This window comes from Viridibacillus sp. d25.2 (assembly GCF_055456015.2).
This window is the reverse complement of the sequence record NZ_CM196652.1, coordinates 2,553,618-2,578,031: the sequence shown is the minus strand read 5'-3', so window position 1 is coordinate 2,578,031 and position 24,414 is coordinate 2,553,618. Positions and strand designations below refer to the sequence as shown.

Here is a 24,414-nt window from a genome sequence, read left to right as displayed (position 1 = left end):
GGTCGTTTATGCCGGTTTTACTTGCAATTAGGGGGGGGTAAATGATGAGTTCAAGAAGACTAGTAATTGCAGGAACGGGAAGTGGCGTTGGTAAAACGACTTTTACAATCGGGATAATGGCAGCATTGCAAAAGAAGGGTTACCAAGTGCAAGGATTCAAGTGTGGTCCAGATTATATAGATCCCTCCTATCATACAGCCGTAACCGGTCGGATATCTCGTAACTTAGACAGTTGGATGTTTGATCATGAAACGGTGAAGGAATTGTTAGTTCGAGCAAGTACTGGTGCAGATATTTCGATTATTGAAGGCGTAATGGGATTTTATGATGGTAAAAGTCCACTAAATGATGCTGGTTCCACCGCTGAAATTAGTACCATTACTGATAGCCCTGTATTACTTATTGTCAATTGTTCTAGCATGGCACGAAGTGTAGCCGCTATTGTGAGAGGATTCCAAACTCTTTCAAATAAACCGAATATTATCGGAGTTATCGCTAATCAGGTTGGTAGTGTCAATCACTATAAAATTGTTAAGGCAGCCATCGAACAAGAATGTGGTGTTCCAGTATTAGGATACTTAAAACGAGAAAATGGAATTGATATTCCCAGTCGTCAATTAGGTTTAATTCCTGCTATTGAACGAGGTGAATTGAAGCCATTCTTTGACCAACTTGCCGCACTTATTTCAGAGACGGTCGATATAGATCAAATTTATGAATTAGCAAAGACTTCGGAAATAGCACCTATTGCTAGTGGGCTATTTGAGCAAAGACCTGATCGTGGGGTAACGATTGCTGTCGCAAAAGATGCTGCTTTTAATTTTTACTATGAAGAGAATTTAGAGTTATTAAGGGCATATGGTGCTTCATTAGATTTCTTCTCACCCTTAAATGGTGAAGTAGTGCCAGAGAATGTAGATGGACTATACATAGGTGGGGGATTTCCCGAAGAATTTGCGCTTGAGCTTTCAAAAAAGGAAGCGGTCAAAAATTCAATTCGACAAGCAGTGAAAAGTGGTATGCCAACCTTAGCAGAATGCGGTGGATTCATGTATTTAACTGATTCTATTACAGATACAAAAGGTAATACGTATTCAATGGCAGGTATCATTCCAGGTACTGTGCAAATGCAACAAAAGCTTGCGGCTCTAGGATATCGTGATATTTTTGGCACACAAAATAATTTCTTAATTGGTGAAAATCAATCAGCAAAAGGACATGAATTTCATTACTCCACTTTTACGGCTTCAGGAGACATTCAACCTGCCTATGAAACAACAGGTCGTTTTGGCAAAAAGCTTGAAGGATATTTAAAAGAGAATTTAGTAGCTGGTTATACACATTTCCATTTCGCATCAAACCCTGGGTTAGTAAACCAGTGGGTTAATGCTTGTGTGAGTCATCAACAACAATGACAACATACTATCCAATCATGCTACACATAAAAGATAAACATTGTGTCGTCATTGGTGGCGGTAAAGTAGCAAATAGAAAAGTAACTTCACTAATAGAAGCGGGTGCTAATGTCACTGTAATTAGTCCAGTGCTTGATGAGAAACTACGTGAAAAATGGCGAAATCATGTAATTACATGGCATGAAAAGCTTTTTGAAGCATCGGATATACAAAATGCTTTTTGTATTATTGCTGCAACCAATTGTCCATCAGTAAATGCAAAAGTAAAGGAATGTGCTTCGCCACATCAGCTTGTAAATATAGTTGACGATATAAGTAAAAGTAATTTTATTGTACCAGCCACATTGAAACGTGGAGATTTAACGATTGCTGTTTCAACGGCGGGTGCAAATCCTGGCCTAGCCAAGAAAGTGAAGGATGATTTATCTCTTCAATTTGATGATTACTACGGAGAGTACGTTGCTTTTTTACAAAAAGGTCGAACAGATGTATTAGCTAATGCGTCAGATGATACAGAAAAGAAAATATTATTAGATGCTTTATTACATCCGGAATTTTTGACTTTAACGAAAGAAGGTAAAATAGCCGAACGTGAAGAGCTATTTCAACATTATTTAAAAAGGGGGATTGCGCCATGGCAGTAGGAAAAGTATATTTAGTCGGTGCAGGTCCAGGTGATCCAAGATTGATAACAGTCTATGGGTTGGAATGTATTCAAAAGGCGGATGTTATTGCATACGATAGACTCGTTAATTCGAAATTATTGGAATATGCGAAAAAGGATGCTGAGCTGATATTCTGCGGAAAGTCTCCAGGCAAGCATCATCTTATTCAAGATCAAATTCATGACTTATTGGTTTCAAAAGCTTTAGAAGGCAAAATAGTCACGAGATTAAAAGGCGGAGATCCATGTGTCTTTGGCCGGGGAGCGGAAGAAGCAGAGGTGCTAGCTGAACACGGTATTGAATATGAGCTTATACCGGGTATTACCGCAGGAATAGCAGCTCCTGCTTATGCAGGGATACCGGTTACTCATCGTGAATATGCATCAAGCTTTGCGATTGTCACAGGTCATGGGAGAGAAGATAAAGGACAAGACCATTTAAACTGGGATGCTTTGGCTAATGGTATTGATACTATTGCCTTCTATATGAGTGTTGGTAATTTAGCTTATATAAGCGCCCAATTAATTGCCCATGGTAAAGATGCAAAAACACCAGTGGCAGTTATTGAATGGGGAACGACAGCACAACAAAGAACATTAACAGGGACATTAGAAAATATTCATGAATTAGTCGCTAGTGAAGGGTACCATAATCCATCGATGGTTTTAGTTGGTCAGGTTGTTCAAATGCGCGACAAAATCAAATGGTATGAAAAACAACTTTCTACTGTCATGTAATAAGATAGCTATGCGATGAAAGAAAGAAAAGGAAAAGGAGATTAATAATGTCTATTTTAGAACTATTAAAAGAGCGCCGTGCTGTTCGCAATTATGAGAATAAGCCTGTTGAAAAAGAGAAAGTTGAACAACTACTAGAAGCTGCAACATTTGCCCCAAATGACCGCTTACGTGAACCTTGGAACTTTTATGTCATTCAAGACGATGCAATGATTCGCTATGAAGAAATGGCAGAAGCCTACTTACAAGAACGTTTCCCAACAAAACCACATTTAGTCGAAAGCTCTTTACAAGTTGTAAAAACAACACCTGTTGCCATTGTTGTAACAGCAGATCAAATTCCGGACAAGCCTGATGATTCAGAAGATAATGTTTTTGCTGTATGTTGTGCTATTCATTCGATGTGGTTAGCCGCAAAAGAATTAGGATTAGGATTTGTATGGCGTACACGGGGTGTTGGTCTAGTACACGACGAACGTATGTTTAAATTTATCGGTTCGCCTGAAAATGAGAAGGTCATCGGTACAGTTTTCATTGGTTACCCAGAAGAAGGACGTGAGGTCCCATCAACAAAACGTACTTATTTTGAAGAAAAAACGACTTGGTTATAAATAAATTGGGGAGTGATTAAAATGGCAAGTCGAGGTTTATTTTTGGTTTATACAGGTGATGGAAAAGGAAAAACAACCGCATCACTTGGTGTGACGCTAAGAGCAGTAGGACGTGGACTAAAAGTTCGGTACATGCAATTTATAAAATCTCCCGAACGTACATATGGGGAAGCACTAGCACTTCGAAAATTAGGTGTTGAGATGGAACAAATGGGTATTGGTTTTACTTGGACAAAAACACCTGAAGAGCACAGAAATGCGTTACAATTAGCGTGGGCAAAAGCAAAGGAAGCACTTGCAGATCCAACGATTGATTTACTCGTATTAGATGAGCTTAATAACGCATTAGCGATTACGAAATTTCCAATCGACGATGTGTTACCCCTTCAAGAAGTAATCGAAGCGATTCAAAATCGACCTAAGTCAATGCATCTTGTAATTACAGGACGTAGTGCAAAAGAAGAACTAACCCAACTAGCAGATTTAGTATCTACTATTGATGCAACTAAGCATTATTACGAAGAAGGTATACCAGCAGTAAAAGGTTTAGAATTCTAAAGAAAGAGGGAATGAATTTGACCGCAAAAGCGTTAATGATCCAAGGAACAGCTTCTGATGTCGGAAAAAGTATGATTTGTACTGCTTTTTGTCGTATTTTTTCAGACGAAGGATTCAAAGTTGTTCCATTCAAATCACAGAATATGGCGCTGAATTCTTTCGTTACAGTTGATGGGGGAGAAATTGGCCGCGCACAAGGGGTACAGGCTGAGGCAGCAAGAGTTATAGCGACGACAGACATGAATCCCATCCTTTTAAAACCAAAACAAGACATGGTATCTGAAGTGATTGTTCATGGTAAGCACTTCATGGACATGACTGCCAAGGCATATCGGAACGATTTTGTTCAGCAAGCAATGCCAATCGTTGAAAAATCAGTAAGAAAACTTCAAAACGAATACAATATAATCGTTTTAGAGGGGGCGGGTAGCCCAGCTGAGATTAATCTAAAAGATCGAGATATTGCTAATATGCGAATGGCACATTTAGCAGATGCTGCTGTCATTCTTGTGGCAGATATTGATCGGGGTGGTGTATTTGCATCTATCATTGGCACACTCACATTATTAGATGAAGATGAGCGCAAGCGTGTAAAAGGTATCATTATTAATAAATTCAGAGGAATGCGTGAACTATTAGATGATGGCATTGAATGGGTAGAAAAAGCAACTGGTATTCCAGTATTAGCAGTAATCCCATATATAGAAATTAACATTGAAGCAGAGGATTCATTGGCTTTATCATCACTACGGTTTAAAAAACCAAAGCAACAGGAGTTTGCAATTGATGTAGCGATGATTCGGTTACCAAGAATTTCGAATTTCACAGATATAGACCCATTTTTTGATGAACCTGAAGTAGGTGTTCGATTAGTTCGTTCATTAAGTGAACTTGGCATACCGGATTTACTTATTTTACCTGGCACAAAAAACACTGTGGATGATTTACAATGGATTCGAGATGAAGGTTTTGTGGAAGCTATAAATAAGCTTCGTGAAAAAGGGACACGTATTTTTGGTATTTGTGGAGGATTCCAAATGCTGGGCGATCATTTGCTAGATCCTGAAGCAGTCGAGGGTGATGGTCGTAACTCTGAAGGTTTAGGCTTATTACCTGTCACAACTATTTTCAATACTTCAAAGAAAACAAAACAAATGACAGGTCGCTTACTGTCAAATGGTCAAGAACTTACTGGGTTTGAAATCCATTTAGGGCGAACTGAAATACACGATGTGAATACAAAGGCCTTTTTAAATCTACAAGATGGACGCATGGATGGCGCTGTATCTTCTGATGGACATGTCATCGGTACGTATTTACACGGGATATTTAATAATAGAGAATATACTCGTGAACTAGTAAATATTTTAAGAGTCGAAAAAGGTTTACCGGTTATCTCCGATTCTGTAAAATCCGATGCACAACGCCGTGAAGAGGCTTATCAGCTACTTGCAGAGCATGTCAAGAAGCATACTAATATGGAAAAGGTATATGAAATCATGGAACTTGAAAATGTTTCAAACGTATAATTTAAAATGAAGCATTTCCTTTATATAGGGAAATCTGAGGTATTCCGAAGCTTACCACTCGCTTTACGCGGGCAAGAGCCGAGCCGCTTCGTCGCTATGCTCCTGCAGGGTCTCGTCTGTCTTGCTTTTCCCGCAGGAGTCGAGTGGACGCTTCTCCAAACCAATAAAATGAGATCTTTTACTTTTCCATTCACTTATTCATATTAATAAATAATAGACTATAGACAAACTTGAAAAAAAGTTTTCTACAGTTTTTTTTTGTATAAAGGATAGATAAGGTTTTCCGAAGCTTACCACTCGCTTTCCACGGGCAAGAGCCGAGCCGCTTCGTCGCTACAGTCCTGCAGGGTCTCGTCTGTCTCGCTAATCACGCAGGAGTCGAGTGGACGCTTCTCCAAACCAATAAAATGCTACCTTCTAATTTTACATTGACTAGGTAATGTAAAATGATGACTAGGAATCAAAATGAAGAGTTGTCAAAAAACGTTTACTGCATCAACTGCTGCTTACACCCAATTAAAGAAACCAACGCAAACGATTCCACTGTGAAAATCGTAGCATAAAAGGGTTTTTGGGAATATTTATAGAAATATAATTGATAATGGAAGATATAGAAATCGCTTTTGTTAAAAAAACGGCAGTAGAGATGAGGGGTAATATGAGCATAAAAGAAACACCTGAAGAAAAAAGAGAACGATTAAGACAAAGTGAATTAAAGAATAATCCCACTAGTTCTCTACACGATGCATTAAATAGAGGAAGTAATGGGAATTTAACTGATTTATCAGGTGGTATGAGTTGGAAAGGTACAGGGATATTAATTTTAGTAATATTTTTCGGTTACATTTTATACAACCTTATATTTTAATTTTGGGGACAATTATACATTATTCGTCACTCGAAAAATAAGCGTATTTGAGAATAAATCTCGGATACGCTTATTAATTTTGTGAAAAATAACAATCAAGTTAATCAGATCCTAAATTTAATGAAAATCTTAATTATTTCTATTTAAATAATAACTCAAACATCTCCTTTGTAATTATATTCAAGATTTAAAAGAATGAATATAAAGCTCAATAGTCTAGAAAAAAATGCGATAAGGTTACTAAGTATTATCGACTCTTAACAAACTTTATATTATTATGTTTGCAATAAAACAAACAAAATTTATTTATGTTTGTAAATAACTGAACAGTTCCATGAAGTGCTTGGGTGGTATTTCAATTTATTTATGGAACATCAAAAGGAGGACTTAAATATAAAATTATCAAACATAAAAACTTCTCTATTTGGCTGGAACTCTATTAAAGGAATTCATTTTTAGAGAGGAAGTCTTTGAGTTTTAATCTTCCATAAGATTATTGAAGGAAATTTTGATGAAAAAAATTTGAACTTTTCAACTTTCTAAAAAAAGAATTTCATCAAAAGCGTTCTATCTTAATAAGGAGTTGTGTTTCAATGGATAAACTTAGGAATGAAAATAAAAAAATATCTAAGTCTATGATTGCTTTTCTAATTCCAGTGATTTTTGCTAGTGTCATACAATCATTAGGTCAAGTTTTTGGGATTATTGTCGTTGGCCAATCACTTGGAGTGGATTCTCTTGCTGCGCTATCTGCATTCTTTCCACTCTTATTTTTACTTATTACCTTTGCGATTGGCATTGGCTCTGGTAGCTCGATATTAATTGGGCAATCTTACGGTGGAGGAAATATCACGAAAATGAAGGAAGTTGTTGGAGTTACGCTTGCTTTTACGATTCTTATTTCTGTTGTGTGCGCTATTTTTGGAAGCATATTTACTGATAATATTCTTAAATGGATGGGAACCCCTAAGAATATCCTTGAAGAAAGTGTAGAATATGCTCGAATTTTATTTATTACATTACCTGTTACTTTCTTAAATATGGTGTATACAACGTTTTTGAGAGGGGTAGGGGATTCCAAAACACCTTTTTATTTTTTAATCATTAGTGTCATATTAAATATTATCTTGCTACCGATCCTTATTTTTGGCTTGGCTGGTTTACCTGAATTCGGATTAAATGGTGCCGCTTATGCTGCTGTAATATCTAGTCTAATCAGTTTAGCGCTACTAATAGGTTACCTACACAAAAGTAATCACATACTAAAATTAGACCGCTCTATTATTAGCAACTTTCATTTAAGAGGTGCCGTATTAAAAATATTGCTAAAATTAGCGATACCATCAAGTATTAGTTTAGTTGCGGTGGCCATGTCAGAAATTGCAGTTATAGCGTTTGTGAATAGTTATGGTTCAAATGCAACTGCAGCATACGGAGTTGGCAATCAAATTGCAAGTTATGTTCAAATACCAGCAATGAGTATTTCAATTGCGATTTCCGTATTCGTAGCACAATCTGTTGGAGCAGAGGATATAACTAAAATAAGATATATAAAAAATATAGGAATTAAACTGAATTATATCCTTGGAGGAGCTCTAGTATTAATTGTATACTTGCTTTCAAATCCAATATTAGGGATGTTTTTAAATAATGATGAAACGATTCAAATTGCACATAGTCTAATTCTTATCTCATTTTGGAGTTATGTAATTTTGGGTCACACTCAGGCAATCTCAGCAACAATGAGGGCAACGGGTACTGTTTTATGGCCAACTATTTTTACAATCTCTAGTATATGGCTTGTTGAAGTGCCTGTAGCTTATTTCCTTTCACATTTCACAACACTTGGGATTAATGGTATATGGATAGCGTATCCTATTGCCTTCTTTGTCAATTTCACAGCACAATCTATGTATCAAAACTTTTTCTGGAAAAATAAAACATTAAAAACTCTGATACAATAAATTTGTAAAAAAATTAATTTACTTAAAAACCAGGAGCATATATCGCTCCTGGTCTTTTTTATTTCTATATAAATAATATACGATTCTTTAACTTGTGAATCATATACAACAATTACTAGATAAAATATAAACCTTGCTAGTCTATATATAAGATCAAAAACCAGCCACTAAGAGAAATAAAAAACAAAATAATAAGAGAATATTGAAGTGAAACCAATCTGTTAAAGGATATTGTCGATTTTCTTGTTTCACTATTGGGGTGGCACGACAAGTTTTGTCTCAAGCGCTAACGGGTGAAAAGGCAAGGGATTTCTAGGAGGAATATATAGCTTCTAGACAAAATTGCTAGAAAATTCAATACGTTAGGTGGAAAATATTAATGAAATGATACGCTAAACAATTTTTCTAATGAAGCCCTATTAACCAGAGTTAATATTTCAAAAAAATAATTAAAATTATTAGAAAATCGGTTTTTTATGCTTTCAATGAATGAAGTGTATCGAGAATCACATTGTAAATAAAGGAGTTATCCATAATATTAATAATTATACAATAAATGAAAAATACAGAATTTAGATGGGGAATTTATATATTTACAAAGCATTCGGTTTACATATATAGTTAGAATGTAAATATTATCTAATTATGGATGTGTGTGTAAAGTTAAAAGGAGGAATTTATATGAAAGAGATAAAAGCACATTATGAAATAGTAGATGAACTTGATTTAACTGTGGGTCAAAGATCATTATGGTTAGCACATCAAATGGATTTAAGGGAAGGCATCTACAATGAACCTATTGTAATGAAGTTAAAAGGAGATCTTAAAATAGAAATTTTAAAAGAATCCTTTAGTAAAGTGATTCAATCTAATCCAGCATTACGTGCCGTATTTATAAAAAAGGATTCAAAGATAAAACAACTAATTAAAAAGAATATAGAGTTTGATATCCCTATACAGGATTTAACAAATCTTAAGGAGGAGGAGAAAGAAACGGTTTTAAAAGAATATATGGAAGCGATTTTATATAAAAAGTTTAATTTGGAAAAGGGACCTTTATTTAGATTCCAGATCGCTAAATTAAATCAAAATGAATATATTTTACATATGGTTATTCATCATATTATTTATGATGGATGGAGCTTAGGGATATTGATTCGGCAGCTTTCTGAAAACTACTCAGAGCTAGTCTCTGAAAAAATAAGCATCGACCAAGAAGCATCATATAAAAGTCTTATCGAATATGAAAATAAATACATCCATAGTACCCTATATAAAGATGGAGACTTGTATTGGAAACAATCCTTACAACATGAATTACCGTATTCGGAATTCGCTTCTGATTTTAATAGAAACAATGAAAGAAAATATTCTGGAGATTGTATAAGTAAAAGCATAGAGCCAAACATATATCTTCAAATAAAATCTTTTGCTGAAAAAAATAAAGTAAGTATATATCGAGTCATGCTAAGTGCTTATTTTAGTTTACTTCATCAAATGACAAACGCAAAAGAAATGATTGTTGGTGTACCCATTAATACGAGACCAAGATCTAAAGAAGGAGATAATTTTGGTTATTTTGTTAATACATTACCAATACTTTTATCGATTTCAGAAGAGGATACCTTTGAGGGGATACTTAGCAAGGTGAATGAACGTGTTAATGAAGCTATTAAGTATCAAAACTATCCTATCTCTCAATTAGTAGAAAGTCTATATTCAAATCGAAATATAAATCAAAACTTTTTATATTCAACAGTCTTTAATATGGTAAAACTACCCGAAATGAGTTTGCCTAATGTCGAAGTAAAGGTATTAACGGACAGTAAAAGAGTGAATGTCTTCGATATGGTGTGGAGAATTATTAGATATGCAGAAAATGACGAATATAAAATTGAAGTTGACTTTAATTCAGATTTATATAAATCTGAAACTATATATAATTTAATTGAAAGATTTGAACATTTACTACAAAAACTTATTCTACATGTGAATGAGCCTATCCATTCATTGGATTTACTTTTAGAAAAGGACCATAATTTGTATAGTATCATGAATTCAAACGCCCAGAAATATCCTAAATCTAAAACACTAGACCAATTAATTGATATTCAAGCTCTTGAGTCACCAAATCAAATAGCAATATCAATGGGAGATAAACATATTACCTATAATGAGTTACAACAGCGCTCTAATAAAATTGCTAATTATTTGCATCAAAATAATATTAAAAAAGGACAGCGCGTTGGTATTATTATGGAAAGAGAAATAGACACAATTGTGTCTATCATTGGTGTATTAAAATCAGGTGGAGTATATGTTCCAATCGATCCGAATTTTCCCGAAGCTAGAATACATTACATGTTACAGGATAGTGAGTGTCGAATTATTATTACTAGAATACAATATCGAGACTTAATATCGAATTTTAAAATTCATACTCTCTGTCTTGATGAATTTAGTTATTCCGGTTCTTCGGAACTTATTAAGCAGCAACACACAATAGAAGATGCTGCTTATATTATTTATACTTCTGGTTCAACAGGTTTACCAAAAGGCGTAGTAATACCACATAAAGGGGTAATCAATTTATCATATTCATTAAAAAATAGATTTTCATTCACAAAAAATGATGTGTTTTTACAATTTGCATCTATTATTTTTGATGCATCTATAATGGAGATATTCCCCATTCTGTTGTTTGGAGGGAGAACACATATCATTTCTGAAACTCAAAAGCGTTCTGCTGAAGAGTTTATAAATGTAATTAAAATAAATGATATAAAGTATTGTCTTTTACCGACGGTGTTTTTTAAACTATTAGCTAATATGCCGAATGAAATGTTAGTTGAATTGAGTTCTTTAAAACATATTTTTGTAGGAGGAGAAACACTGCCTGCGGAAGTAGTTCGTAAGTGGCAAAGAAAAACGGGATTAGATATTCCAATAATTAATGCCTATGGACCTACAGAATCAACTGTATGTACGACACTTCATGAAGTTAAACAGGAGATAGTAGAAGAACAATCTAATATTCCTATTGGGAAACCAATTAATAATAGTGAAGTGTATGTTGTCAGTCCATCTAATACTTTATGTCCACCAAATGTAATTGGAGAATTATACATTGGAGGAGAGGGCGTTGCTAGAGAGTATATAAACCAAGATAAAAAAACGACAGCAGCGTTTATTTCTACTGATTTATTTGTAAATTCTAATAAAAGAATTTATCGTACAGGCGATTTGGTACGCCTGTTGCCTGATGGAAATCTAGAGTTTTGGGGAAGAAAAGACAACCAAGTGAAATTACGGGGATATCGAATTGAACTCGATGAAATCGAAGAAGCGTTATTAAAACATTCAGAAATAAAAGATGCTGTAGCCCTTATTTATAAAAATAAAAACGATGAAATTGTTACTTTTTATTTATCAGAGGGCAATACAGTTATAAAAGAGAAAGAATTAAAAGCATTCCTGCATAAACAATTACCTGATTTTATGGTGCCAAATTATTTATTTCAGCTTGAAGAGTTCCCATTATCACCAAGCGGAAAAATTGATAGAAAGCAATTAGAGCTACAAATCCCATACTTATTCGAAAAAAAAGCTAATCATTATGTACCTCCTACAAGTATTACTGAGAAAAAATTAGTGGAAATTTGGTCAAATATTTTAAAACTAGAAAAACATACAATTAGTAGAGAGGATGACTTTTTTGGACTGGGTGGGCATTCATTAATTGCTGTACAAGTGCTAAATCAAATCCAAAAAACATTTCAATTAAAATTAGAAATTAAAGATATCTTTAAGTACAGAACAATTTCTAGATTTTCCGCTTACATTGATACGTTAAAGAAGAAAAAGGATGGAAATAGTAGTTATGATGTAAAAGTCTTAAAGACAAAAGCTAAACAATATTATAAGCTTTCGAATGCTCAGAAACGACTATGGTTTTTGAATAAATTAAGTTCTATAAATAGAGTGTACGATACACCACTACACATATGTATAAAGCCAAGCTTACAGAAAAATATTTTGCAAGATACTTTAGATTTTCTAGTTCAAAGACATGAGATGCTACGAACTGTTTTCATTGAAAAGGATGGGGAGCCAAAGCAAAGAATATTAAAATCGATGTCTACTGATTTTCATTATGAAAATATCCAGCACATTACCCAACAAGAACAAAAAGTATATATAAATAGAAAAATAAAAGGAATTGATAATACGCCATTTGATTTGGAAAAAGGGCCATTATTTCGTATTCAAGTGTTTAATATTGATCCGGAGAGTTCATATTTATATATAAATTTACATCATATTATTACAGATGAATGGAGTGTGAAGTATTTATTAGATGAATTAATGAAAGTGTATCAAGCTTTTAGTAAGAGAGAAACTCCAAAATTATCTGTAATTCCAAATCGCTATATTGACTATGCTGAGTGGGAACAGAATCAGTTAAATACAGGGCATTGGGATAAAGAGAAGTCCTATTGGATTTCTGAATTGAAAACACCCCTCCCTATGTTAAATCTTCCGTTAGATTTTAATCGTCCGAATGAAAAAACAAACAATGGAGATGTTTACCGAATAAAATTAAATAATGAAATAAAGGAATCTTTAAAAAGAGTATGTGAACAAGAGAATGTTTCAATATATATGTTATTTCTTGCTTCTTATATCCAGCTGTTACATTACTTAACTGATCAAAAAGATATAATAGTAGGTACACCGGTTGCAGGAAGAAATCATGAGGCGTTTGAACAAATACAAGGATTTTTTGTGAATACTTTAGCAATAAGAACTCAATTTCATGATATAAAAAATTTACAGCATTTATTACAAGTGGTTAAAGAAAAATGTTTAAACGCTTTTCAAAATCAATCTTATCCATTTGATAAAGTAATTGAGGCAATAAATCCAGATAGAGGTTTTAGCAATAATCCAGTTTTTTCTACTATGTTTAGTTATCAGAAGGAAATATTGCAAAGTAATGATCAATATAGCCTTGAATTATTACCTATGAACCAAGCGATTAGTAAATTTGATCTTTCTGTGTCTGTCGAAGACTGTATAGATGACATGGACGTATCATTTGAGTATGATACTGATCTTTTTAAGAAAGAAACAATTATAAGATTTACTCAAAATTTTTCAAACATCCTCCAAGCATTTATTAAACAACGTGAGGTGCCATATGAAAATTTGACGTTTTTATCAGAAAAAGAAGAAGCTTTATTTACTAAGGTAAATCTTACAGAAAAATCATATCCACATTTTAAAAACATTCAGGAGCAGTTTTATAAGCAAGTAAATCTACATCCAAATCAAATAGCAATAGGAACTAATAGTGAATCCATGACATATAAACAGTTAAATGTGCGCTCCAATCAAGTAGCTAAGCATCTGTTAGAGCAAGGAATCAAAAGAGGAGATAAAGTCGCAATATGTTTAGATAGAAGTATTGATAGTATTATTGCGATGATTGGAATATTAAAAGCTGGTGGGGCTTATATACCAATAGATGTAAAATATCCTAAAGACCGAATTGAATATATAGTAAGTGATAGTGAAGCTTGTAGGATTATTACAAAACATGCATATAGAAATCATTTGAATTTAGGTGATCGAAAGGTTTCTATAGTTGAAGATATATATAGCGCTACTGCAGAGCATGATATTGAAGTTATAAATGAACCAGATGATGTAGCTTATGTCATCTATACTTCAGGATCAACAGGAAAGCCGAAAGGTACATTGTTAACCCATAAAGGGGTTTTAAATTTAGTTGAATGGAGAAAAGAAACGTTTCATATTTCTGAACTAGATAAAGTGACTCAATTCTATTCACATAGTTTTGACTCTTCGGTATCAGAGATTTTCTCTACTTTACTAAATGGAGCACAATTGTACCTATTAAGTGATGAACAGCGTTATTCAACTGCTGCGTACACTAAGGTTGTTCAAGAGATTAAAGCCACTATATCTGATGTACCAACGGTGTTTTTTAATGAATTGTCTATATCACTAACTAAGTTAGATCGTAAAAAGATACAGTCTTTAAGGGTTTTGATTATGGGAGGGGAAGCTGCATCAGCAAGTGCTATTAGAGGCTGGCAGAATACTTTTCAAGATCAGGTGCAAATCGTAAATGAATACGGTCCTACAGAATCTACTGTTTCTGCGATGTATTATCAGGTGCCTAAAAGTATGAGTGACTACTCTAAGAATGTTTCGATTGGAGTACCTATTTCTAATACAAAAATTTATATATTAAATTCGCATATGCAACCTTGTCCAATCGGTGTTCTAGGTGAATTATATATTGATAGTATTGGACTAGCGAAAGGGTATTGGAAGCAGGAAGAAAAAACAAAACATGCGTTTATATCAAATCCATTTGCATTGGATACTAACAGGAGACTATATCGAACTGGGGATTTAGCGAAATGGTTACCAAATGGAAATGTAGAATTTATGGGGAGACGAGATAAACAAGTTAAAATAAGAGGGCATCGAATTGAATTAGGAGAAATAGAAGATGCAATGTTACAATTTCAGGGGATAAAACAAGCCGTTGTAACACCAACAAAAGACGGAATGTTATTGCAAGCGTATTATAAAACAGTGGACGGTAAAGAGATAGAAAGCAATCGATTATCTTTATATTTATCGGATTTATTACCTGAATATATGTTGCCTAAAAAGTATTTTCATTTGTTAGAAATACCAATCACTGCAAATGGGAAAATTGATTTCAAGGAACTACCAAAAATGGATTTTGAGGGTGAAAATAAAAATAGTTCTATAATTCATCCTCAAACCACAACGCAAAAAAATATTGCACAAGTATGGTCTGAAGTGTTAAACATCAAATCTATAAGTCTTCAGGATGATTTCTTTGATTTGGGTGGACATTCTTTAAAAATTATGCCGGTCTTAGTAAAACTAAAACCACTATATCCCAACCTGAAAATTCAAGATTTCTTTAAGTATAGAACACTAGAAAAATTAGCCCATCATATTGAAGGTATGAATAACTTACCAATAAAGGATGAAAAAGAATATAATACCCCATGTGATGAGAATGAAATAAGAGATACCAATGTATATAATAAATCTAACTTAGAAGAATTTCAGATAGATGAAGTAAATCATCCAAAGACCGTACTTCTTACAGGGGCAACTGGATATTTAGGAGCTCATATTTTAGAAAGGTTATTAAATTTGCCCTCAACGGTTGTTTACTGTTTGGTACGAAAAGATAAGGATCAAGTGCTTGATGCAAAATTAAAAGAGAAAATGGCATTTTACTTTGGTATTGAGATTCTTCAAAAGATGAAAGGGAGAGTTGAATTTTTAGAAGGAGATTTATCTTTGATAGATCTTGGTCTCAATTCACAAAGCAGGAAGTACCTAAAGTATACAGTAGATTCTATTATTCATTGTGGTGGAGATGTTAGACACTATGGAGAACGTGAACATTTTCAAAAAGTAAATGTTCAGTCCACAAAATATCTATTAGACTTAGCCAAAAGTACAGACGCACGTTTTCACTATGTATCTACTTTAAGTGTGGCTGGTCACACTGAAAGTGATCCAAATAAATTTCTATTTTCTGAATCAGACTTTGAGCGAGGACAAGTTTTAGATAATGTGTATCTTGAAAGTAAGTTTCAGGCGGAAAAACTGGTTCGGAATGCAATAAAGACAGGAGTGCGTGCTACTATTTATCGAGTTGGAAATCTAGTAGGACACTCTCGTACAGGGAAATTTCAATATAATATAAATGAAAATGCGTTTTATCGGTTATTGAAAGGGATATGCTTGTCAAAAGCAGCTCCCAAAATTCAAACGTATATAGACTTAACTCCTGTGGATTATTGTAGCTTAGCTATAACTGAATTATCTTATATAGAAAATACCATCGGTCAAACCATGCATATTTGTAATCCAGTTCAACTCGATTGGGAGCAATTTATTAATAATCTAAAATGTGTCGGCTATGATATATTGCTAATGAATGAACAAGAGTATATGGATAAATTCTTTAAAGCGAATTTGACTATACAAGACCAGAAAGCATTAGAATTGATAATGCCTTTGCTTGAATCAGTAGAAGAGAAGTCAGTGTCTATTCCATCTTGTGAATATACGCAAAGGTATTTAAATAATGTAAATGTACATTGTTTAGAACCTACTCAAGAATATATAGATTTAATATTAAATTATGCTATGGATATAGACTTCCTTCCGAAAGCAAGAGAACCTATAATGCTATAGTTATTATAATATTATTTCTTTCAGCCGGTGGATAAACCTAGTGAATGTATGGATCTCCAATTGAATTTTATGAATAAATTTGAAAATTGGATAGGAAACAAAGAAAATCGCCCTTCATCTGTCCCCTTTTGGTTAGATGAAGGGTTATTTTTCTATATTTAGGGAAGTGACTGTGAGATAGATCTACATTTGAACAGACTTCAGCCCCCGAAATCAAGCGGATCGATAATCTATGTAGTTCTGCATCGGTCAAGCTCTGTTCAATTGTGGAACGGCGTGTCAACGAGATTTAGGCATTCGCAACCATTCAATTTAGAATTAATAATAAGCAACCACAACTTATATCAAAACATCATTTTCCCTTTCAATTATAATAAATGCATGGATGGAGGTTGAATAATTTGATGCAAGAAATGATAGATTGGATTGAAGATCATTTATTTGATGATTTTTCATTAAAAAACTTAGGAAATAGTATGGGCTATTCACCATATTACTGTTCATTTAAGTTTCATCAAATAGCCGGAATCAGTATTAAAAGATATAGAGCACTTAGAAAGATATATCTTGCTAGCATTGAAATTGAAAACACAGATTATAGAACAATTGATATTGCATTAAAATATGGATTTTCATCTCAGGAGGCTTTTTCGAGAGCTTTTAAAAATACATTTGGTATTAGTCCAAATGCCTTTAGAAAAAAACCTCAACCACTGCAATCATATGTGAAACTAAATATAGATGGTATTAAGGAGTGTTTTATGATGGATATTTCACAGAAGTTAAAGATTGAAACTTTGCAGAACAAAATGAATGAACAATTTGACACAGATATTTTGAATGTTTTAAATGGACAGATTATGTATGAAGAATTTCAAACACAACAGTTAATGGGGAAAAGTGATTATGTTCCTTTTAATGAAGCCATGTGTTCAAATGATGCATGTTTTACCATATTCAGCGATGAATTTAATAAGCTAAGGGCTGAGGGACATGAAGTGTCTTTAATAGATTATGTGAATATAACCATAAACTCTTTAAAACCACTATTTGAAAAACAATATAAATGCATTGTTTTATGGTTTGGTGAGGATATGTTCTGTCAGATGAATTTACTAACAGTGTTGGCGTATTTGGAACAAGTAGAGTACAAAGGAAAAGTATTCTTCAATATGGTTAATGAAAAGACCTATGATGTAGAAGAAATAGAAGTGACTCCAAAGGGTTTTAAAGAAATATATCAACAAGTATTGATCCAACATCAACTTCCCAAGGCTCAAGTAATGCCTGTCATGTATCAGGGAATTAACCTGTATTTAGAGTATTTAAAAGATGACAATGAAATAACTACTTACATAAAAAAACATCTGTATAAGTCCCAGGGAGAATTACTGAAAAACTTATTTCGTTTGTTTCCACAATATGGCCTAGGAGATGTGCAATATATAAAAATAATTAAAGCAATAAAAGAAGCATAGAGTTTTATTTTTGATCTTTTTAATAATACGTTGAACCGCTCAGATTTTATAAGGCAGAACAACAGCAAAAAAGAATTTCATAGTCTAATAAAAATCACACAATTAATATTTGATTTATTGTTTGATATAACATTTGACAACTCAGATATCAAAGTTTAATATGAATAATAACAATTTTGTTCGGGATAGGTAGCAGGTTTCGGGAGCGAGACCACCTAGAGAACAGTTGAGTTGAGTATAGCAGAGAAATTGAAGAGTAAGAGTAGTAGTATAGGTGTTTTAGTGTAGAGAGTCAGTGGATGGTGAAAACTGATCTATTCCCTATATGAATGGACTTATGAGAGCTATTAAGAACAGAAGTGTCTATACTTCTAACTATTAATAGACGTCTTACCTACGTTATGGGTAGTATCTTTTTGATACGCTAAGTGGAAGTATTTAATAATGCTTCAACTTGAGGTGGCAACGCGGTGAATATCGTCCTCTTGAAAGGAATTTTCCTTTTGAGAGGACTTTTTTTATGCGAAATTTTTATAGTGAGCTGAGTAGAAGGGAGAAAAAGATATGAGCAGAGAGAGATTGAGCTATAGAACGACAGTGAAGAAATTAGCAGGCGATAGATTAACACCAATATTAATATTCAATCGATTGAAAGGAAAGCGCAAATTTTTGCTGGAGAGATCGGCAAAAATTGAAGAGTCAGGACGCTATTCGTTTATTGGATCGAATCCATTAAAATCCTATAGTGGTAGTGGCCAACAATTAGTTGAACAGCAATTTACAACGGGTAAACGTTACGAATATACGGGCGATTTATTAACACTATTAAAACGATTAATGCCAAGAATTACAGAGCAATCTTCCTTTCCTTTTACTGGTGGAGCTGTTGGATATATCGGATATGCTGCAGCAAATGCTAATTCTATTTTAGAAGATGAATTGAACCTACCAGATATAAACTTTCAAATCTATGAAACGATAATCATCTTCGATCACATGGAAGATGTCGTTACCATTATGCATACAGCTGTGAACGCGGAACAAGAGAAACCAGATTTAGAAGCAATTGCAGTGGAAATTACAACAGACGATAAAAACTTTATTTTAAGTAATTTTAAAAGCAATGTGACAAGAGAAAAATTTGAGGGTCAGGTCCAACAGGCGTTGCAACATATTCAAAATGGTGAGGTAGAGAAAGTAGTTCTTTCTCGAAGACTATTAACCGATTTTACAGGAAATCCATTTTCAATTTACCGAAAATTGCGTAAACAAAACCCTTCTCCTTATATGTACTATATGGAGTTTGATCAACATATTGTAATCGGCATTTCACCAGAAAGTGTCGTAAGCGTAAAGAATCAAGTCGTTAAAGTAAATCCAATTGCTGGAACTATTCATCGTGGGCAAACAATTGATGAAGATGAAGAACAAGCAAAAAAGTTACAGAATGATTCAACAGAAATAGCAGAGCACAATATGCTACTTGAAAAAGCTAAGCAAGAATTAAACCTCGTATGCACACCAGCTACAGTACGTGTTAAAAATTATATGGAAGTTGTTCGATTTGAACATGTCATACATCTTATGTCGAATATCGAAGGGGAATTATCACCAGTACTTCATCCATTAGATGCACTTACAAAGACTTTTCCAACATGGACAGTAACTGGTAAACAAAAACACATGGCAATGGCTTTTATTGATGAAATTGAAACAACCCATCGAAGTACATATGATGGGGCAATTGGCTATATCGGGTTTAACGGAAATCTTGATTTTGCTGTGCAAGGATCGTAAAGGATTCGATTCCTTTGAAGGAATTCGAAGAAACAGAAGCAAAGGCGAAATTATTATATCTTTCCTATACGAATGAAGTTAAATGAGGAGTGTGTACGATGAAACAATATATTTCAAAAGTAGAAAATAATCAGCATCTATTATTTGAAGAAATGCGTGAAGCATCAAAGCTGATGTTTCATGAAGAAACACCATTACATGAAATTGAGACATTTTTGATCGCATTAGCGAATAAAGGCGAGACTGCCCATGAAGTAGCCGCACTTGCGATCGTTATGAAATCTTTTGCATTAGAGGTACCTGCTCCTACTGCACGATATATGGATAATTGCGGAACAGGTGGAGATGGTGTAAACAGTTTCAACATAAGTACAGCTGCAGCATTTGTAATGGCTGGAGCTGGGGCTAAAATTGCAAAACATGGTAATCGAAAAATCTCCAGTGCTGCAGGAAGTTCAGATGTCCTTGAAGCACTAGGTATTCTTACGAATTTAACAATAGATGAAACGGTTGAGCTATTAAACACACATGGAATAGCTTTCATATATGCACCAAATGTTCATCCGCAACTAAAACGTATCGGTCAAGTGAGACGACAAATTGGCAAGCCAACAATCTTTAACTTAGTTGGTCCTTTAACAAATCCAATTACGCTAGATACACAATTTACGGGAATTAATAGACCTGAATTCACAATGGAATATGCAGCTGTTATGAAGATGCTTGGTCGAAAGCGCGGAATTGTTGTATCTGGGGCTGGGGGGATGGACGAAGCATCACTTGCTGGCCAAAATGAATTTGTATTAGTAGATCATGAAGATTTAATCCCATTTTCATTAACACCTGAAGATATAGGTTTAAAATCAGCACCTCTTGAATCCATTCGTGGCGGTAATGCGGATGAAAATGCGGTTATTATGCGCAACTTACTAGGTGGTAAAAGAGATGCTTATTTTGATACGGTTGTATTCAATGTAGCTATCGGCCTGTTTGCATATGGATTAGTGAATCGGATTAAAGAAGGAGTAGATCTGGCCATAGACACCATTTTATCAGGGAAAGCTCTCGAGAAGTTAAATGCTGTTGTTGCCTTTAGTGAAGCTCGAAAAAAACAGGAGGTTATAAAATGACGATTTTAGATCGGATAATAAAAGAGAAAGAGCGTGAGGTACAAATATTATTACAAAACCCTCCTAAAAAAATTAAAGTACCAACAAATAGACCTTCTCTTTTTGATACTCTTTATCAAAATAAACGATTACAAGTAATTGCTGAGATGAAACGTGCTTCTCCATCAAAAGGGGTAATAAATGAAGGTGCCAATCCAGTAGAGCAAGCAATTATATATGAGCAAGCTGGTGCAGCTTGTATATCTGTTTTAACTGACTCTTCTTTTTTTAAAGGCTCATTTGAAGATTTAAAAGAAGTATCTAAAGCTGTTGGACTTCCTCTATTATGTAAAGACTTTATCATTCATGAAGTACAAATTGATCAAGCAAAAGCTTCAGGTGCTTCTGTTATCTTACTAATCGTGGCGGCATTGGAGGAAGGACAATTACAGACTCTTTATAAATATGCCAAAAGGCAGAAATTAGAAATTCTTGTTGAAGTACATAATATAGATGAGCTTCAACAAGCACTTAAGCTAGATGCCAAATTAATAGGTGTCAATAATCGTGATTTAAAAACATTTGAAGTAGATTTAGCACGAACTACTGAGATTGCAGACATTTTCCCTTTTCATGAAAAACGAGTATTGATAAGTGAAAGTGGCATGCAAACATCACAGGATGCAGACATTGTAGCAAATCATGGTGCGAGTGCTATTTTAGTCGGGGAAACGTTAATGCAAAGTGGTGATGTCGCTCAAACATTAGCCTCTTTCAAAGTGAAGAAAGGTGTGAAGATACAATGACTAAAGTAAAAATTTGTGGTTTGCAAGAGACCGGGCATGTTAAGACAGCAGTTGCTGCGGGAGCTGATGCCATTGGCTTTGTGTTTGCACCGAGTAAACGTCAAATTTCAATCGAAAAGGCTCGTGAGCTAGCCTATTTTGTTCCTGAAGGTGTGCTGAAAATCGGAGTTTTTGTAGATCCAACTTTTGAAGAGTTAGAACGAGTTGTAGAAATGGTACCACTTGACTATGTACAGTTTCACGGACATGAAACACCAGAATATATCACAACATGTCAGTTTCCTTCTATAAAGGCATTAGCAGTTAAATCTATTGAAGATGTAGAAAATGGCTCTACTTATACAAGTGACTATTTATTATTCGATGCTCCAGGAACTGATTTTCAGGGGGGGAGTGGGGTACCATTTGATTGGCAACTACTACAAGGACATGGCATTTCAGAAAATAGACTGATATTAGCAGGAGGTCTTAATCCTACAAATGTTGAAGAAGCCATAAATCGTGTTAAGCCATATATGGTAGATGTCTCAAGTGGTGTAGAAAAAGATGGACGTAAAAGTAATGAATTAATCAAAGCGTTTATACAAGCTGTTAAAGATGAGGAGAGATCTTAATGGAAAAAGTAACTGATCAGAAACAAGCAGGTCGTTATGGTAAATTTGGTGGTCAATATGTTCCCGAAACATTAATGACTGCATTAATAGAATTAGAGGATGCCTATAAGGAAGCGCAACAAGATCTAACTTTTTATGAAGAATTAAATTACTACTTAAAAGACTATGTAGGACGTGAAAATCCACTCTATTATGCTGAACGCTTAACTAAGAAACTTGGCGGTGCAAAAATCTATTTAAAACGTGAAGACCTTAACCATACAGGTGCTCATAAAATTAATAATGCATTAGGTCAAGCGCTACTTGCTATGCGTATGGGGAAAAAGAAAATTGTTGCTGAAACAGGTGCCGGTCAACATGGTGTTGCAACCGCAACCGTATGTGCCCTATTTGATTTAGAATGTATCATTTTTATGGGGAAAGAAGATGTCAGACGACAAGAGTTAAACGTTTTCCGTATGGAACTACTTGGTGCAAAAGTAGTTTCTGTAGAGCAAGGGGCTGGTACATTAAAAGATGCAGTGAATGAAGCTCTTCGTTACTGGGTTGCAAATGTAGAAGATACCCATTACATCTTAGGTTCAGCTCTTGGGCCGCATCCATTCCCACAAATTGTTCGTGATTTCCAACGTATTATTGGTCTTGAAACGCGTATACAAATATATGAAAAAGAAAGTCGATTACCAGATGCTATCGTCACTTGTATAGGTGGGGGCAGTAACGCAATCGGTATGTTCCATCCATTTGTCGAAGATGAAGAAGTAAAACTTTACGGAGTAGAGGCGGCAGGAAGTGGTCTTGAAACAGGCTTACATGCAGCAGCAATTGCAGATAAAAAAGAAGGCGTATTACACGGGGCGTATATGTATGTTCTACAAGATGATAATGGTTTTATCCAAGAAGCGCATTCTATTTCTGCAGGTTTAGATTATCCAGCAGTAGGACCTGAGCATTGTCATTTACATGATATAGGTAGAGTAAAGTACGAAGCTGTGACAGATCAAGAAGCACTAGAGGGTTTGCAATTATTATCCCGATTAGAAGGAATTATTCCAGCTCTTGAAAGTTCCCATGCTATTTACTATGCAGCCAATCTTGCAAAAGAAATGAGCAGAGATGAGATTATAGTCATCTGTTTATCAGGTCGTGGAGATAAAGACGTACAAACTGTTCGAGATGCATTGGGAGGGAATAATAATGGTAATTAAAACATTACAAAAAGTGTTGGAGTCAAAAGTAGCACAAGGTGAAAAAGCCTTTGTTGCATACATTATGGCAGGAGATGGAGGTCTTGATTCCCTTCGCGAACAGATTTTATTTTTGCAAGACAGTGGTGTTACTGCGATTGAGCTTGGTATTCCGTTCACAGATCCTGTAGCTGATGGACCTGTCATTCAAGATGCCGGTCTTCGTGCATTAGATGCCGGTGCTAACCTTCGTAATATATTACAAACAGTTGCAAAATTTAAAGAAGAAGTTCACATACCACTAGTGGTCATGACTTACTTAAACCCAATAATTTCATATGGCATTCAAGATTTTATCAAAGCATGTGAGCAAAGCGGCATTAGTGGTCTAATCATTCCAGATTTACCGTTAGAAGAATCTACTATAATTTCAAATGAATTAAAAGGTACAGATGTCGCGCTTGTTCAACTAGTTTCATTAACAAGTCCGCAACAGCGTATCGAAAAAATTGCCAATGCTGCTGAAGGATTTATCTACGCTGTCACTGTTAATGGTATCACTGGGGTGAGACAAGGATTTACGGAACAGCTTGAAAAACATTTAACGAACTTAAAAAAAGTGAGCCAAGTACCTGTACTTGCAGGGTTTGGTATTTCAAATGCACAGCAAGTGAAAGAAATAGGTTCTATGGCAGATGGTGTCATTGTTGGTAGTGCCATTGTTAAAGCTTTCCATGAGGGTCATAGAGAACAAATAACAGAGCTGTTAAATAAACAGCCTGTATAATAT

Annotated in this window: 16 protein-coding genes and 1 other annotated feature; all 16 genes read left to right on the top strand. The window is 34.5% G+C overall.

Translation table 11 applies throughout. From position 1 onward, the window contains the following. The first annotated feature begins 41 nt into the window (after nucleotides 1-41). The 16 genes from ACZLO7_RS12860 (at nucleotide 42) to trpA (ending at nucleotide 24,411) form a co-directional block, all read left to right on the top strand. Nucleotides 42-1,415: a cobyrinic acid a,c-diamide synthase CobB gene (locus ACZLO7_RS12860; protein WP_464937643.1), complete on the top strand. Its 1,374-nt coding sequence runs from the start codon at nucleotides 42-44 to the stop codon at nucleotides 1,413-1,415. After that, entirely contained in the window at nucleotides 1,412-2,059 is a 648-nt protein-coding gene (locus ACZLO7_RS12855) for a precorrin-2 dehydrogenase/sirohydrochlorin ferrochelatase family protein (protein WP_464937644.1), read from the top strand. The genes ACZLO7_RS12860 and ACZLO7_RS12855 overlap by 4 nt, the downstream gene beginning before the upstream one ends. After that, complete coding sequence (cobA, locus tag ACZLO7_RS12850; RefSeq protein WP_464937645.1) at nucleotides 2,050-2,817, top strand: uroporphyrinogen-III C-methyltransferase; 768 nt, start codon at nucleotides 2,050-2,052, stop codon at nucleotides 2,815-2,817. Before ACZLO7_RS12855 ends, cobA begins: the two co-directional genes overlap by 10 nt. Nucleotides 2,818-2,864: 47 nt before the next feature. Beyond that, the gene (locus tag ACZLO7_RS12845) at nucleotides 2,865-3,428 is read left to right on the top strand and encodes a nitroreductase family protein (RefSeq protein WP_464937646.1); all 564 of its coding nucleotides are present in this window, start codon (nucleotides 2,865-2,867) and stop codon (nucleotides 3,426-3,428) included. 21 nt (nucleotides 3,429-3,449) lie between these two features. After that, nucleotides 3,450-3,986, top strand: coding sequence for a cob(I)yrinic acid a,c-diamide adenosyltransferase (locus ACZLO7_RS12840; RefSeq protein WP_464937647.1), 537 nt, complete (start codon nucleotides 3,450-3,452; stop codon nucleotides 3,984-3,986). Nucleotides 3,987-4,003: 17 nt separating this feature from the next. Beyond that, nucleotides 4,004-5,515 (top strand): cobyric acid synthase, encoded by a 1,512-nt coding sequence (locus ACZLO7_RS12835; protein ID WP_464937648.1) that lies wholly within the window; start codon nucleotides 4,004-4,006, stop codon nucleotides 5,513-5,515. A 658-nt stretch (nucleotides 5,516-6,173) separates the two neighbouring features. Beyond that, nucleotides 6,174-6,383, top strand: coding sequence for a DUF6366 family protein (locus tag ACZLO7_RS12830; protein ID WP_464937717.1), 210 nt, complete (start codon nucleotides 6,174-6,176; stop codon nucleotides 6,381-6,383). A 593-nt stretch (nucleotides 6,384-6,976) separates the two neighbouring features. Then, nucleotides 6,977-8,347, top strand: a complete 1,371-nt coding sequence (locus tag ACZLO7_RS12825; protein WP_464937649.1) for an MATE family efflux transporter — start codon at nucleotides 6,977-6,979, stop codon at nucleotides 8,345-8,347. Between the two features lie 681 nt (nucleotides 8,348-9,028). Further along, the gene (locus ACZLO7_RS12820; RefSeq protein WP_464937650.1) at nucleotides 9,029-16,633 is read left to right on the top strand and encodes a non-ribosomal peptide synthetase; all 7,605 of its coding nucleotides are present in this window, start codon (nucleotides 9,029-9,031) and stop codon (nucleotides 16,631-16,633) included. Between the two features lie 392 nt (nucleotides 16,634-17,025). Then, nucleotides 17,026-18,111 carry a helix-turn-helix transcriptional regulator gene (locus ACZLO7_RS12815; RefSeq protein ID WP_464937651.1) on the top strand — a complete coding sequence of 362 codons (1,086 nt, stop codon included), beginning with the start codon at nucleotides 17,026-17,028 and terminating at the stop codon, nucleotides 18,109-18,111. Between the two features lie 243 nt (nucleotides 18,112-18,354). Beyond that, nucleotides 18,355-18,599, top strand: a binding site (T-box leader). A 76-nt stretch (nucleotides 18,600-18,675) separates the two neighbouring features. Beyond that, the gene (locus ACZLO7_RS12810) at nucleotides 18,676-19,908 is read left to right on the top strand and encodes a chorismate-binding protein (protein WP_464937652.1); all 1,233 of its coding nucleotides are present in this window, start codon (nucleotides 18,676-18,678) and stop codon (nucleotides 19,906-19,908) included. A 98-nt stretch (nucleotides 19,909-20,006) separates the two neighbouring features. Further along, entirely contained in the window at nucleotides 20,007-21,038 is a 1,032-nt protein-coding gene (gene trpD, locus ACZLO7_RS12805) for an anthranilate phosphoribosyltransferase (RefSeq protein ID WP_464937653.1), read from the top strand. Continuing rightward, the gene (gene trpC / locus ACZLO7_RS12800) at nucleotides 21,035-21,823 is read left to right on the top strand and encodes an indole-3-glycerol phosphate synthase TrpC (protein WP_464937654.1); all 789 of its coding nucleotides are present in this window, start codon (nucleotides 21,035-21,037) and stop codon (nucleotides 21,821-21,823) included. The genes trpD and trpC overlap by 4 nt, the downstream gene beginning before the upstream one ends. Then, complete coding sequence (locus tag ACZLO7_RS12795; protein ID WP_464937655.1) at nucleotides 21,820-22,437, top strand: phosphoribosylanthranilate isomerase; 618 nt, start codon at nucleotides 21,820-21,822, stop codon at nucleotides 22,435-22,437. Before trpC ends, ACZLO7_RS12795 begins: the two co-directional genes overlap by 4 nt. Next, the gene (gene trpB, locus ACZLO7_RS12790; RefSeq protein WP_464937656.1) at nucleotides 22,437-23,645 is read left to right on the top strand and encodes a tryptophan synthase subunit beta; all 1,209 of its coding nucleotides are present in this window, start codon (nucleotides 22,437-22,439) and stop codon (nucleotides 23,643-23,645) included. Before ACZLO7_RS12795 ends, trpB begins: the two co-directional genes overlap by 1 nt. Further along, complete coding sequence (gene trpA, locus ACZLO7_RS12785; protein WP_464937718.1) at nucleotides 23,641-24,411, top strand: tryptophan synthase subunit alpha; 771 nt, start codon at nucleotides 23,641-23,643, stop codon at nucleotides 24,409-24,411. The genes trpB and trpA overlap by 5 nt, the downstream gene beginning before the upstream one ends. Nucleotides 24,412-24,414 lie beyond the last annotated feature (3 nt).